Genomic DNA, 13,275 nt, shown 5'->3' on the forward strand with positions numbered 1-13,275 from the left:
CGAACCGCGGGACTATCAGCCCGCACGGACTCTACACTTCACAGCATTGAATCGAACGATTCACCACGTCGCACAGATAACGCACAATATTCATGCGCTTCACATGCGTTACTCGGTGGTTAATGCATGAATTAAAGAGTACCAATCCAAATTGACCCATCCAGCTACATTTTGTGGGCACTTTTCCATACCTTTGGTAATGCAAAGGGCTTGTGTAGAAAGCGCTGAAAAGAAGCGGGCCATCTCATGTTTGCGCAAAGCCTGACTGGGCGCGGCTTTGCGCTTCTCGCGCGGGTGCTTGTGCTGTTCTTTTGAGTCTTCAGTTCACACGCGAAGATGAGCGCGGCCTGGGGAATGTCCCAGGCCGGAGGGTGAATGCGGCGAAATGTGCAGTGAAAAGCGCGCTAGAAGCGCTCGATCATCCCCACTTGCACGCCGCGAATCGGCGCGCCGGGATAAGCGGGCGAAAGTCCCGTGACGTTCACGCCGCGCAGGGTAAATGTCGCGTCGCCGTGATTGCGCAACAGCGCGCCGCTTGCATAGAGCATGAGCCTGGCGGACAGGTCGTACTCGCATGCCACGCTGAACTGGTCAGCGTCGTTGTCGCGGCCCGAACGGTCGCGTGCGTACGCGTAACCGGCCGAAGCCCGCAGGCGCGGCGAAAACGCATATCGCATGGACAACGAAAGACCATCGTCGTGATAGCGCGGCGAGCCCCCGTCTCCGTTGAAGAACGACACGAACGCGGTCGCCTTGCCGAAGCGATACGACACGCCGCCGAGATTCGAGCGCAAGGTCGTGCCGCCATGCGTCTGCTGGCGCGCGTAGGAAATGCGGAACGGGCCATGGCGATACGCGAACGTTTCGTAGTCGCCGGATAGTCCGTTGCCGTCGCCGCTATCGCGCAACGCGACCATGACGGTTGTCGTGAAGCCGTGAATATCGGGCGAAAGGTACGTGATGCCGTTGTCCGTATAAGGCGTGATCTTCGACAGGTTGTTCAGGCCCGACGCGATCGTCCCCGCGCCGAAGGCGTCGAGTTGTCCCTTGAACGGAATGTAGATCGGCGAATATTGGCGCCCCACGCGCACTTCGCCCCACGGCGCGCCGACTCCGATCCACGCCTGACGGCTGAAGATGCTGCCCGGCGTGGAGAACGTGCCGTCGGCGGAACTGAAGCCGTTTTCCAGATCGAACAGAAGACGCGTGTCCGAAGTCAGTTGCTCCGAGCCGCGCAAGCCGACTCGCGAGCCGCGATACGCGCCGGAATCGAGGCGCGGCGTCCACGACGAACCGGGATTGGTGAGTTCGATACTCGTGTCGATCGTGCCATACAACGTGACGGTGCTTTGTGCATGAGCAGCCGACGCCGCCATGCCGCACGCGCCCGTCATGAATGACAACAAGGCAAGCCGCGCGACGGCGGCCCAGGGCGCGCGATGCGCCACGCGACAATGAAAAATCTTGATAGAAGGCATGAAGTCTTCGGCCCAAGTCGATACGCGAGGATAAAAGAAAGCGGCGGCTTGCACGCGTCGTGCAGCCGCCGCTCGTCATATTAACTGCCGCCCGCGATTAGCGTTTCAGCGCGTACGCGATCACATAGTCGCCGCGATCGGGCGACTGCCGCGCGCCGCCTGCCGAGATCAGCACGTATTGCTTACCCGTGGTCGGCGACATGTAGCTCATCGGTCCGCCCTGACTGCCCACCGGCAGACGCGCCTTCCAGACTTCCTTGCCCGTCGCGCTGTCGAAGGCGCGCAGATAGTAGTCTTGCGTGCCCGCGATGAACACGAGGCCGCCTTGCGTCGCGAGTGTGCCGCCGAGCGTCGGCATGCCGACCGGCATCTTCATGCGCATCTTGAAGCCGAACGGACCCGTGTCCTGCACGGTGCCCACGGGCACTTGCCACAACAGCTTCTGCGTTGTCAGATCGACGGCGGATAGCGTGCCGAACGGCGGCTTCTGACACGGAATGCCGAGCGGCGACATGAAGCGGTTCTTGTTGACCGCGTACGGCGTGCCCTTCAGCGGCACCGCGCCCATGCCCGTGTTGACCGATTCGCCGCCGTTGCTGGCGGCAGCGCTGTCCGTCTTCTGCGGAATCATTTGCACCCAGAGACCGAGGCGCATGTCATTCACGAAGATGACGTGATGGTTCGGGTCCGTCGACAGGCTGCCCCAGTTCATACCGCCGAGCGAACCTGGAAAGCTCAGCGAAACATCGGTGTCGGGCACGGTGAAGAGACCGTCGTAGCGCATCGACTTGAAGCTGATGCGGCAGACCAGCTGATCGAACGGCGTAGCGCCCCACATGTCCGATTCCTTCAGCGCTTTCGAGCCGATCTCGGGCATGCCGACGGAAAATGGCTGTGTGTTGGAATACTGCTCGTTGGGAATGTGGCCCGTCTTCACCGGCCGCTCCTCGACCTTCGTGAGCGGCTTGCCGGTCAGACGGTCGAGCACGAAGATCTGGCCGGACTTCGTGCCGAACACCACGGCGGGCGTCGTCGTGCCGTCCTTCTCGGGGAAATCGATCAGGCTCGGCTGCATGGGCACGTCGAAGTCCCACAGGTCGTTGTGGACCGTCTGGTACACCCACTTCTCCTTGCCGGTCGTGGCATCGAGCGCGAGGATCGACGTGGCATAGCGATGATCCAGCGGCGTGCGGTTCGCGCCCCACAAGTCCACCGACGAGCTGCCCATCGGGATGAACACGGTGTTCATCGCGGGATCGTAGGACATCGGCGCCCAGGAATTCGGCGTGCTGCGCGCGAAGGTCTGCCCCGCCTGGAGGCGGGCGTTGGGGTCGTCGTGACCCGGATCGAAGGCCCAGCGCAATTGCCCCGTGATGACGTCGAAGCCGCGCAGCACGCCGCCCGGCATGTCGGTCTGCACGTTGTCCGCCACCCGGCCGCCCACCACGACGGTCGTGCCCGCGAGCGTCGGCGCGGAGGTGAGCTGGTACTTCGGATCGTCCGCCACGCCAAGGCCTGCCTTCAGATCGACGAAGCCACGATCGCCGAAGCCTTCGCACATCTCGCCGGTGTCGGCGTCGATGGCGACCAGCCGGGCATCGATGGTGTTCATCAAGATCCGGCGCCGGCAGTTCGCACCTGGCGCGACCGAAACGGCCGTGACCGGCGTCGCGCCCGCCAGGGTGGGCTGCGTGAGCGTCTGCGTCGAGTCGAAATACGCGAGACCGCGGCAGCGGTTCCATACCTGCGCCTGCGCGTTGATCTCGCGCTTCCAGATCTGCTTGCCGCTGTCGGCATCGACTGCGATCACGTTGTTATGCGGCGTGCAGAAGTACAGACGCGCGCCGATCTGCAGCGGCGTTTGCTGATCTTCCGCGCCGTTGCCCGTCGGGCTGATGGGCGTGTCGCCGGTATGGAAGGTCCACGCGACCTGAAGGTTCTTGACGTTGTCGCGCGTGATCTGGTCGAGCGCGACAAAGCGGCTGCCGCCCGGCGTGTTGCCGTAGTTGCTCCAGTTCTTCTGCGCGCCGCCCTGCGCGACGGGCACGAGCGAAGTCGGCGTTCCCTCGAAAGGGACGGTCGGGTGCGGCTGGAACATCTGCGCGAACGTGACGATCATGCCGATGGCCAGCACGGCGGCGAGCCCATAAGCGCGTTTATTCGCGGGCTGGCCGGTCGCGGCCCGGCGCAGCGCGGGCCAGCACAAGAGCGCGAGCACCATGAAACCGGCCGGCAGCATGAGGCGCGAAACCAGCGGCCAGAAATCCAGGCCGACTTCGGCCAGCGCCCAGATCAGCGTGCCCACAAACGCGACGCCATACACGAGCACCGCGGACGATTTGATCCGCATGAACTGCACCGCGGACACCACGATGACCACGCCCGCAATCAGGAAATACAGGCTGCCGTGCAGGGACGCGAGCTTGGCGCCGCCCACCACGAAACACAAACCCGTAGCCAGCAACGTGAGCCCCAGCAACACACACCCGGCTTTCAGCAGCGCTGAAGGACGAGCTTCACTCTTGGACATCGATGAACCTCTCAAGAACCTGATAAAAAGCCTCCAGCCTTTGCATCGACCACGACGGCGACGGCAATGACGGCGGCTGCACGACGTAATATTCTAACTGGATAGTTCAAATTATGCGCCGAAGCCGGCACGGCGCTGGGCGCATCGCTACCGGCTCAACACGTCGGCGAATCCGCCCAGCGCGACGCCGAGATCCCGAATGGCGCGCGCCACTTTCGGCGACAGCAGCGCCTCCAGTTCGTGCGTATGCCGATAGTCGCGCATGCCGTGACTCAATGCGCGTTCGCCGGCAACCGCGGGATGACAGTAGATCTCGCCCACGCCGTCAGGCAGCGAAGCGAGCGCCGCAAGCCAGGCCGCTTCGTCCATGCGGCCCGTATCGGCGATGCCGATCACATAGTCGTTATGGACGATTCCCGCGCGGTCGAGGCGCGCCCGCACGTGCGCGATCCACGGTTTCAGCCACAGTGGCGCATTTGCTTCGAAAGGCAGGCGCATCGCCTTCATGCCGAATTCGCTGCCAATTTCAAGGATCAAGCCAAGCACCGTCGGATGCAAATGGAAATGTTTGTGCGTGTTGACGTGATCGAGCGCGAGGCCGGTCCTCGCGAACGCCTCGAACTGCGCGCGAATTTCGCGGGCAAGCTGCTTGCGCACGTGCCGCAAAAAGAAGAAGCGCACGCCGTCGCGCACCATGTTGTTGCCGAGGCGGCCGTGCTCGTCGAGCAAGGCGGGAATGCCGGCGCGCGGCATGACCGCGTCGCCGTCGGCGAGAACGAGATGCAGGCCCACGCGCAACTGCGCAAGCGCATGGGCTCGCTCGATGGCGTCGGCTGCGGCGGGCGCGCCGACCATGAGGCTCGCGGCGCTCAGCACGCCGTCGCGATGCGCCCGCTCCACGGCCAGGTTCACGCGCGAATGCAGGCCGAAGTCGTCGGCGGTCACGATCAGCGCGCGCGGCGTGGGGGCACGGCGTTCTGCGGTGTGAGGCTCAGCGGTGCGTGGTTCAGCGGTGCGTGGTTCAGCGGTGCGGGGCTCGGCGGTGCGAGGCTCGGCGGCGCGCGGTTCAGCGGTGCGAGGCTCGGCGGCGCGCGGTTCAGCGGTGCGAGGCTCAGCGGCCATCGGATGCCTCGGCGACATCCATCACGCGCAGCGAGCGGCCGCGCGCCGCCGCTTGCGCACCTTCGACGCGCATGCGGGTGCCGCGCCACATCACGTGCGAACCGAACCCGCCGCCGAGCCATTGGAGCAGCAACAACGTATCGCGCAACGGCACGAGCGGCAGATCGCGCCAGAACGTGCGCCAGAATGCGCCGCCGAAGCCGCCGCGCGAGGCAGCCTCCTGACGCGCCCCTCGCGCATGCAGCAGCAGACGCGCGGCCAGTCCCGTCGCGGTGGCCGCCGCGCTCACGAGTGCCGGAACGCCGTGCGCAGCGCTGCCGCCGCTTGTCGCCAGCACGCTCGTGAGCCATGCGCCCGCGACGATCCACGGCGTCGGAAACGTGATGAACAGAAACGCGAAGCCCAGCGGATTGACCGAACGTATGGTGCGCAGCCAGCGCGTTTCGCGTTGCCAGAGCGCGATGAACGTCGGCTCGATGACGTCGGTGGCGACCATCACGCGCGAAAGCACCGTTCGCAATCCCAGCGCGCGCACGTGCTCGGCGAGCCAGTAGTCGTCCGCGAGACAGTTTTTCAGCGCCTCGAATCCGCCGATGCTCTCCAGCGTCGCGCGCCGCAACGCGAGCGTCGCGCCGAACCCGAAGCGGCGCGAGCCGCCCATATGCGCGACGCGCACCGAAGGCGCGAACCATTCGTTGATGAAGAGCGCGCCCACGCGCGGCCAGAACCCGCCCACGCCCTTCGCCACGTAGAGACAGGTCACGACGCCGACCCGCGAGTCCGCGAGCGGCGCGGCCACGCTGTCGAGATAATCGGCTTCCACCGCGATGTCGCTGTCGGCGATGACGATCACGTCGTGACGCGCGCGCTCCGCCATATTGATCAGATTGCTGACCTTGAGATTGCTGCCGTGCACGCGCGTGTCGATGGCAAGCTCGATATCGAGCGACGGATACGCGGCCTGCAAACGGCGCACCACGGCAATCGCGGGATCGTCGGGCGACGACACGCCGAGCACGAGTTGAAAATGTCCGTGACGCTGCTCGCAGAAGGTTCGCAAATTTTCATAGAGACGCGGCTCGGCGCCGCACAGCGGCTTGAGCACGCTCACGCCGACATGGGCGAACGGACGCAGACAGGGCTCGCCTTCGAGCGCGATGTCCGCGCCATGCACGAGGCTCGCGGCATCGACGGCGTGAGCGGTTTGCGCAAGCTGGGCAAAGCGGGCGGCCGCGCCGCGACGCAACGTGAAGAACGGCATCGCCAGCGCGGCGGCGATCGCATACAGCGACGCGCCGACGCTGCCGGCGAGCAGAACCCATTGGCATAGTGTCAATGTATGCGCGGCCATTGCGGCGTCCGTCAGTGGACGCCCGCCATGAACGGTTTTCCCGTCAGGCGCAGATGAAGAATGACGAGCCAGCGCCGCAGGCAATCCGACGCGACCGCGACAGGCCATGAGTACAGCGAGGCTGCGCTCGCATGGCACTTCTCGACGGCGAGGTGAAAAGCCGCGTGCGCGGCCTGGCGGGTGACGATCACGCCGCTTGCCATGAAAGCGAGCGCGATCAGACGGAAAGTGGAGGACACGAACGGATGCTGCGCGCCGGGCACGACGGCCACCGTCACGCAGGCAAGCACGTCGGCGGCGAGAGCTGTCAGCGAGGCCACCATCAGGTGTGCTCGCAGCATATCGACGGTGGCTGGCTTCATGGCTTCGTCTCGTGGCTTGACGGATGCGTCGCGCAGGCCCGCGCGAGCGATTGACGGCTATTGTTCCCTCAATCGGGAGCGCAAACGGAGCGCCCGGTGCGGCTCCGTGCAATCCATCGAAGTACTTACGACGGCGTTTCGAGGAGGCTGACAGCGAAACGCGCTGCTCGCTTACATCGTTCAACCGACAGTAAGCTATTGAGCCGCGATAGTATCGAGTCAAGCTGAAGGAAACCTTAAGCAGAAACCGGTATTAAGCACCTAATGAACGACATAGTTAAACTCCAGGGTTGCGGCTGCGCGCGTTTAGGCCATGCGTGCCGCGTCGCCATAACAACATCTAACGGAAAATTTGCCTCATGCGCGTACTCCTCGTAGAAGACGACGATCTGATCGGCTGCGGCATCGAAGCAGGCCTGCGTCAGGCGGGCTTCACCGTCGACTGGGCGCGCGACGGCCACAAGGCCAGTCTTGCGCTCGACACCACCGGCTATGAGCTGATCGTGCTCGATCTGGGCTTGCCGCGCGTGTCCGGCATGGATCTGCTCAAACGTCTGCGCGACGCGGGCAAGGACGTGCCGGTGCTCATTCTGACCGCGCGCGGCACCGTCGTGGACCGCGTCGGCGGTCTCGAAGCCGGCGCGGACGATTACCTCGGCAAACCGTTCGATCTGACCGAGCTGATCGCGCGCTGCCGGGCCTTGCTGCGGCGCTCGCAGGGCCGCAGCATCGAAGTGATCCGCTATCGCGATCTGACCGTCAATCCGGTCGCGCAAGCCGTGGAAGTGGCCGGCAAGCGCGTGTCGCTCACCTCGCGCGAATGGGCGATCCTCATGCAATTGCTGACCAATCAGGGCATTCCTCAATCGCGCTCGCGCCTCGAAGAAAGCCTGTACGGATGGCAGGAAGAAATCGAAAGCAATGCAATCGAAGTGCATGTGTCCAACTTGCGCAAGAAGCTCGGCGCGAAGCTGATCCGCACCGTGCGCAATATCGGCTACGTGGTGGAGAAAGAGTAAATGGGCGCCTCCATTCGCCGGCGCCTGGTGCTGCTTGTGCTCGCCAGCATCACGCTTGTCTGGGCGATCGCGCTCGCGTCCAGCTATCGGCAGGCCACGGAAGAAGTCACCGAATGGGAAGAGGCGCGCCTTGCCGAAGTCGCGCAGATGCTGGCGCTGCTCGATCAGGCGAATCTCGCCACGCTGGCCAATGCGCGCATCGACGTGCGCGAAGAAGAACGGGGCGGCGAAACGAGCGCCAACGACACCGACGACGACGACTCGCTGCCGCGCGACGCGCTCTTCCAGGTGCGTTCGCGCGACGGCGAAGTGATCGCGGGCAGCCCGCCCTTGCGCGCACTCCATGCGTGGGATTTGCCGGTGCCGGCCGTGAGCGGCGCGCAGGACATCGTGCTGGGCGGCCAGACGTATCACTCGTTCACGTTGCGCGATACCGCGCTGGGCCACACGGTGCGCGTATTCGAGCAGGCCAATACGCGCAGCGATCTGGTGAGCGGCGTCGCGAGCCGCATCGCGCGCCCCACGCTGGTCGCGCTGCCGGTGCTGGCGCTGCTCGTGTGGTTGAGCATCGGCTGGAGTCTTGCGCCGCTGCGCACGCTTTCGGGCGCCATCCGTTCGCGCGACATCAACCGTCTGGAGCCCGTCGATATCGGCCGCGTGCCGACCGAAGTGCGGCCGCTCGTCGATGCAATCAATCTGCTGCTGTCGCGGCTGCTGCATTCGCTCGAACGCGAACGCGCGTTTACCGCCGACGCGGCGCATGAACTGAAGACGCCGCTCGCCGCGATCAAGGTTCAGGCGCAAGTCGCGCTGGCCGAACCCGACGCCGCGCGGCAGCGGCTCGCCATGGAGCGTGTCGTGCAAGGCGTGGACCGCAGCGCGCGGCTCGCCGAGCAGTTACTGCTGCTCGCGCGCCTCGACATGCACGAGAAAATGTCGAAGTCGCCGCTCGCGCCCGGCGCGGCCGCGAAGAGCGCGTGGCTCGCGAATGCGGGCAACGCGCAGCAAAAAAATATTCACGTGACGCTCAACTGCGACATGCACGCCGAAATCGACGCCGAGCCGGTGCTGATCGGCATTCTGTTCGACAACCTGCTGGATAACGCGATCAAGTATGGAAGCGAGGGCGGCAACATCGAAATCGCTGTGCAGCGCGTGCAGGACTCGCTGGGCGACGGGCTCAATGAGTCACTCAGCGAGCCACTCAGCAGGCCACTGAGCGGCCGCGTTCTGGTCAGCGTGCGCGACGACGGGCCGGGCGTTGCACCCGACGACCTCGCGCGCCTGACGAATCGCTTCTTTCGCGCGACCGGCAATCAGGCGACCGGCAGCGGCTTGGGGTTGTCGATTGTCGAGCGCATCGCCGAGCATTTTGGTGGCACCGTGCATTTCGGCACCGGCCTCGCCCAGCGCGGACTCGCGGTGAATGTATCGTTTCCCGCGGGGGCTTCATCGTCCGGCGAACGGTCAAAACCGGCTGCGTAAAACTGCCGTCGCCGATCGCGCTAACGCCGGTTCGTCTCGCCCGCCACACTGCCTTTCACGAGTTGCGCGGGTCCGGAGCGGTCCCGCGCGTGCCTCGCCGCATCTCGCCCAGACTCGCGGCCCGACGACTCCGCGAACTGCCAGGCAATCAGCCCAGGCACAAACATGAGCAGATCGCGAATCCGCCGCGCGCCCGCCAGCGCGAGGCAGGTCGACGGATCGAGGCCCAATGCGCCGCCGATCAGAATGAAGCCGCCCTCCTGCACGCCGAGGCCGCCCGGCACGAAGAACGCCGCGCTGCTGATGGCCTGGATCAACGACTCGATCACCACCGCTTCGACGAGCGTCACGTGCGCGCCGAGAAAATACAGCGCGAGCCAGATTTCGAGCGAAGTGAGGAAGCACTGCAGCGGTTGCCAGAAGAACAGATAGCGCAGCACCACGCCGCGCCGGCGCCAGATCAGCTTGATCGCCTGATCGATTTGCGCGGACTGCCCGACAAGCGTGGCGAGCTTGCCGCTCGTCATGCGGTTGAGCACGCGCGTCATGCGCTCGAACGGACTCGCGTGCTGCACGAGGGCGAACAACACGAGAAGCGGCGTGAGCACGACCACGCCCCACGCGAGCTGGCCGGCGAGCCGCAGCGTGCCGGAATGCGCGTGCGCGAACAGAAAGCCGATGCCGACCATCGTGAAGAGCAACTGGCTGATCACCGTTAACTGCATGTCGACGATGATGCTTCCCACCGCCGTGGACGGCCGCACACCCCAGCGCTTGAGCATGCGAAACGACACCACCTCTCCGCCGATGCGCGCCACCGGCAACATGCTGTTAATGGATTCGCGCACCCACACGAGATGCAGCATGTTCACGATGCCGGGCCGGTTCGCGCCGCGAATCAGCGAGCGCCAGTCGCAGGCATTGGCGAGCATCGGCAGGATATGCGCGAGCGCCGCGAGCACGAGACCCGCGCCGGCGGCCCGCAATGCGCCGATCACGGCGCCTGGGTTATCGCGCCAGACCAGCCAGAGCGACGCGAACAAACCCACCAGTGCGGCCACGCGGCCGAGATGCTTCATCATGCGCGCGCCTCTTGCCCGCGCTTCGCGCATGCGGCTTGCCGACTATCGTTCGATTGGAAAAAACTGCGGATCATTGCTGCATCAACCTGCCGTGCATCCTTATTCGTCTGACGCGGCCGACAACAGGCCGTCGCCATCCACCTTGAAGCTGAAACCGCGCCAGATCACGCGCGAGGATCGGAAACTTGCGATGAATATCGCAAACGACACGATATCCCAGAACGGCAGCAGCCATAGGCCGCCGCGCCGTTGTTGCAACGCGCGGTCCGCGAGGAGCTTCAACGCGAAGCGCGCGCAGATCGCGAGCGCCGCGACGAGCCAGGTCCACCACGCGCCGCCGGATAACGTCACGGCGAGCAATGCAAATGCCAGCGGATGCATCAATGCCGAACCGAGATGGCCGAGCGGATCGATACGGCGAATCGTGCGGCTCCAGCGGAGCTCATGCGCGAACAGTCGTTTCGCGCTCGTCTCGACGCAGGCATGCGTGATCGCAAACGGCGGAATGGCCACCGTCTCGCCGATGGCGCGTACCGCTTCGCCTATCGCGTGATCTTCTGCGAGATGGTGCACGAACGGCATGAAGCCGCCGATCTTGTCCAGCGTGCTGCGGCGCATCGCGATGCTCTGCCCGAAACAAGGCCGCGCGAGGCGAAGCGCGAGGCCGGTGACGACGCCGGGCAGAAACTGGTAGTTGGTCGCCTTGGCCGAGAGGCGCGGCCAGAAGCCCGGATCGGGCTGCCCGCGATACACGCAAGTCACGAGCCCGACGCCCGGCTGCGCCAGTTCGCCGACCACGTGCCGCAGATAATCGGGGCCGACGCTCACGTCGCTGTCCGCGAAAACGAGCACGTCGTGCCGCGCTCGCGGCAGCATATTGATGATGTTGCTGATTTTGCGGTTCGGGCCGTACAGCCGCGCGTCGGCGACCACGGTGATGTCTGCTTCGGGAAAGAGGCGCCGCAATTCGTCGACGGCCCGCAAGGCAGGGTCCGCCGAATCGTGCACGCCGAAGAGAAACTGCACGGGGCCCGCGTAGTTCTGCTTGCAAAAGCTCGATAGATTAGCGAGCAGCGCCCACTCGTTGCCGTGCAGCGGCTTGACGATCGTGACGGGCGGGAAGCTCTCCGGCTCGGCCACCGCACGCGCGAAGAACCGGCCGATCAGCGCGCTTGCCAGCATCGTATAGACAATGCCGAGCACGGCGCACACCGCGCACGCATAGGCGCACGTGGCGGCGACCCAGTGCGCGCCGTTCACGCCTCGTGAGCGCGCAAAAAGCGGAAGAATTCGACGCCTTCACGCAAGCGCCGCTTCATCATGTCCCAGCTCGACAACATTTCGCGCAGAATTTCCCAGATTTTCGACGGACGGAAATAGAAGCGCTTGTAGAAGTTTTCGAGCTGGTGATAGATCTCCTCGCGCGACAGATGCGGATAGCCGATTGCCGCGAGCTGCACGCCTTCCTTGCTGACGAGGTTGATCACCTTGTTCTCTTCGAGCCAGCCGTTTTCCACGGCCTCGTTGTAGAGCCTCGTGCCCGGATACGGCGCCGCGAGCGACACCTGAATGGTGTGCGGATTGATCTCCTTCGCGTACTGGATCGTCTTCTGGATGGTTTCCTGCGTTTCGCCGGGCAGACCCAGAATGAAAGTGCCGTGAATCTTGATGCCGAGCTTGCGGCAATCTTCGCTGAAACGGCGCGCGATGTCGGTGCGCAAACCCTTCTTGATGTTCAGCAGGATCTGGTCGTCGCCGGATTCGTAGCCGACCAGCAGAAGACGCAGGCCGTTTTCCTTCATGATCTTCAGCGTGGAATACGGAACATTGGCCTTCGCGTTGCACGACCACGTTACGCCGAGCTTGCCCAGCCCACGCGCAATTTCTTCCACGCGCGGCTTGAAGTCGGTAAAAGTGTCGTCGTCGAACATGATTTCCTTCACGCCCGGCATGTTGTCGCGAATCCACTTCACTTCCGCGAGCACGTTCTCCACAGAACGCGTGCGGTAGCGATGGCCGCCCACCGTTTGCGGCCATAGGCAGAACGTGCACTTCGAGCGGCAGCCACGCCCCGTGTAGATCGACACGTAAGGGTGCTTCAGATAGCCGATGAAGTAGTTGTCGATCGTCAGATCGCGCTGGTAAACGGGCGCGACGAACGGCAGTTCGTCCATGTCCTCAAGGATCGGGCGCGCTTCGTTATGCTCGATCGAGCCGTCGGCTGCGCGATAACTGAGACCTTTGATCTGGGCAAACGGCTTGCGCGCGGCCACTTCCTGGCACGTGAAATCGAATTCTTCACGACAGACGAAGTCGATCGCCTCACTGGCCGTCAGCGAATTGTGCGGGTCGACCGCGACCTTCGCGCCGACCATGCCGATGAGCACCGAGGGCTTGCGCTTTTTCAGATCTTCGGCGAAAAGCGCGTCGGTGGGAAAGGAAGGCGTGCTGGTGTGAAGGATCACCAGATCGTATTGCTGCGCGATATCGAGCGTCGCGCTGACGGAAAGTCCGTCAGCGGGCGCATCCAGCACGCGGCTGTCGGGAACGAGGGCGGCGGGTTGCGCGAGCCACGTCGGATACCAGAATGAACGGACTTCGCGTTTGGCCTGATAGCGCGAACCCGCGCCACCGTCGAAGCCGTCATACGACGGCGCCTGCAAGAACAGCGTTTTCATGGGTGCTCCAGCAAGTCTTGAATGGGCGCCTTCAGCTTTCTCGCGAAAGACTGCAGGGAACCGGAACTCGCGGAAATGGCGAGCCCGCTAGAAAAAGTTTGGCGCAAATGGTACGAACGAAAGCTGAAGGAAATCTTAAGCCGCGGGCGGCCAGCTTTCACACCAAGA

10 protein-coding genes and 1 pseudogene are annotated in these 13,275 nt (G+C 64.2%); 3 read left to right on the forward strand and 8 right to left on the reverse strand.

The annotated features are described in order from the left end of the window. Nucleotides 1–404: 404 nt before the first annotated feature. The 3 genes from VOM14_RS26395 to hpnK all read right to left on the reverse strand — a co-directional run bounded on the left by VOM14_RS26395 (nucleotide 405) and on the right by hpnK (nucleotide 4,953). Complete coding sequence (locus VOM14_RS26395) at nucleotides 405–1,394, reverse strand: porin (protein ID WP_327631754.1); 990 nt, start codon at nucleotides 1,392–1,394, stop codon at nucleotides 405–407. A 181-nt stretch (nucleotides 1,395–1,575) separates the two neighbouring features. Continuing rightward, nucleotides 1,576–4,008 (reverse strand): glucose/quinate/shikimate family membrane-bound PQQ-dependent dehydrogenase, encoded by a 2,433-nt coding sequence (locus VOM14_RS26400; protein ID WP_327631677.1) that lies wholly within the window; start codon nucleotides 4,006–4,008, stop codon nucleotides 1,576–1,578. A 147-nt stretch (nucleotides 4,009–4,155) separates the two neighbouring features. After that, entirely contained in the window at nucleotides 4,156–4,953 is a 798-nt protein-coding gene (hpnK, locus tag VOM14_RS26405; RefSeq protein WP_327631678.1) for a hopanoid biosynthesis-associated protein HpnK, read from the reverse strand. On the opposite strand from hpnK, the pseudogene VOM14_RS31500 reads away from it, so the two are divergent. Beyond that, nucleotides 4,927–5,073, forward strand: a pseudogene (locus tag VOM14_RS31500) (hypothetical protein); the annotation flags it as partial. The gene hpnK and the pseudogene VOM14_RS31500 overlap by 27 nt on opposite strands. Nucleotides 5,074–5,119: 46 nt before the next feature. Here the strand turns inward: VOM14_RS31500 and hpnI (VOM14_RS26410) are convergent. Beyond that, entirely contained in the window at nucleotides 5,120–6,481 is a 1,362-nt protein-coding gene (gene hpnI / locus VOM14_RS26410) for a bacteriohopanetetrol glucosamine biosynthesis glycosyltransferase HpnI (protein ID WP_327631679.1), read from the reverse strand. Nucleotides 6,482–6,492: 11 nt separating this feature from the next. Then, nucleotides 6,493–6,843: a hypothetical protein gene (locus tag VOM14_RS26415; RefSeq protein ID WP_327631680.1), complete on the reverse strand. Its 351-nt coding sequence runs from the start codon at nucleotides 6,841–6,843 to the stop codon at nucleotides 6,493–6,495. Nucleotides 6,844–7,202: 359 nt separating this feature from the next. Here VOM14_RS26415 and VOM14_RS26420 point away from each other — a divergent pair, with 359 nt between their 5' ends. Both VOM14_RS26420 and VOM14_RS26425 read left to right on the forward strand, forming a co-directional pair. Further along, complete coding sequence (locus VOM14_RS26420; RefSeq protein WP_327631681.1) at nucleotides 7,203–7,862, forward strand: response regulator; 660 nt, start codon at nucleotides 7,203–7,205, stop codon at nucleotides 7,860–7,862. Next, a complete protein-coding gene (locus VOM14_RS26425) occupies nucleotides 7,863–9,347 on the forward strand; it encodes an ATP-binding protein (protein WP_327631682.1) in 1,485 nt (494 codons plus the stop codon). 20 nt (nucleotides 9,348–9,367) lie between these two features. Here the strand turns inward: VOM14_RS26425 and VOM14_RS26430 are convergent, their stop codons facing one another. From VOM14_RS26430 to hpnJ, 3 genes are all read right to left on the reverse strand, one after another. Continuing rightward, on the reverse strand, nucleotides 9,368–10,429 hold the full coding sequence (locus VOM14_RS26430) for a flippase-like domain-containing protein (protein ID WP_327631683.1): 1,062 nt from the start codon (nucleotides 10,427–10,429) through the stop codon (nucleotides 9,368–9,370). 99 nt (nucleotides 10,430–10,528) lie between these two features. Beyond that, nucleotides 10,529–11,689: a bacteriohopanetetrol glucosamine biosynthesis glycosyltransferase HpnI gene (gene hpnI, locus VOM14_RS26435; protein WP_327631684.1), complete on the reverse strand. Its 1,161-nt coding sequence runs from the start codon at nucleotides 11,687–11,689 to the stop codon at nucleotides 10,529–10,531. Beyond that, the gene (gene hpnJ / locus VOM14_RS26440) at nucleotides 11,686–13,107 is read right to left on the reverse strand and encodes a hopanoid biosynthesis associated radical SAM protein HpnJ (protein ID WP_327631685.1); all 1,422 of its coding nucleotides are present in this window, start codon (nucleotides 13,105–13,107) and stop codon (nucleotides 11,686–11,688) included. Before hpnJ ends, hpnI (VOM14_RS26435) begins: the two co-directional genes overlap by 4 nt. Nucleotides 13,108–13,275 lie beyond the last annotated feature (168 nt).

Origin of the sequence: Paraburkholderia sp. MPAMCS5, assembly GCF_036016995.1 — a bacterium.
In the GTDB taxonomy this organism is placed as follows: domain Bacteria; phylum Pseudomonadota; class Gammaproteobacteria; order Burkholderiales; family Burkholderiaceae; genus Paraburkholderia.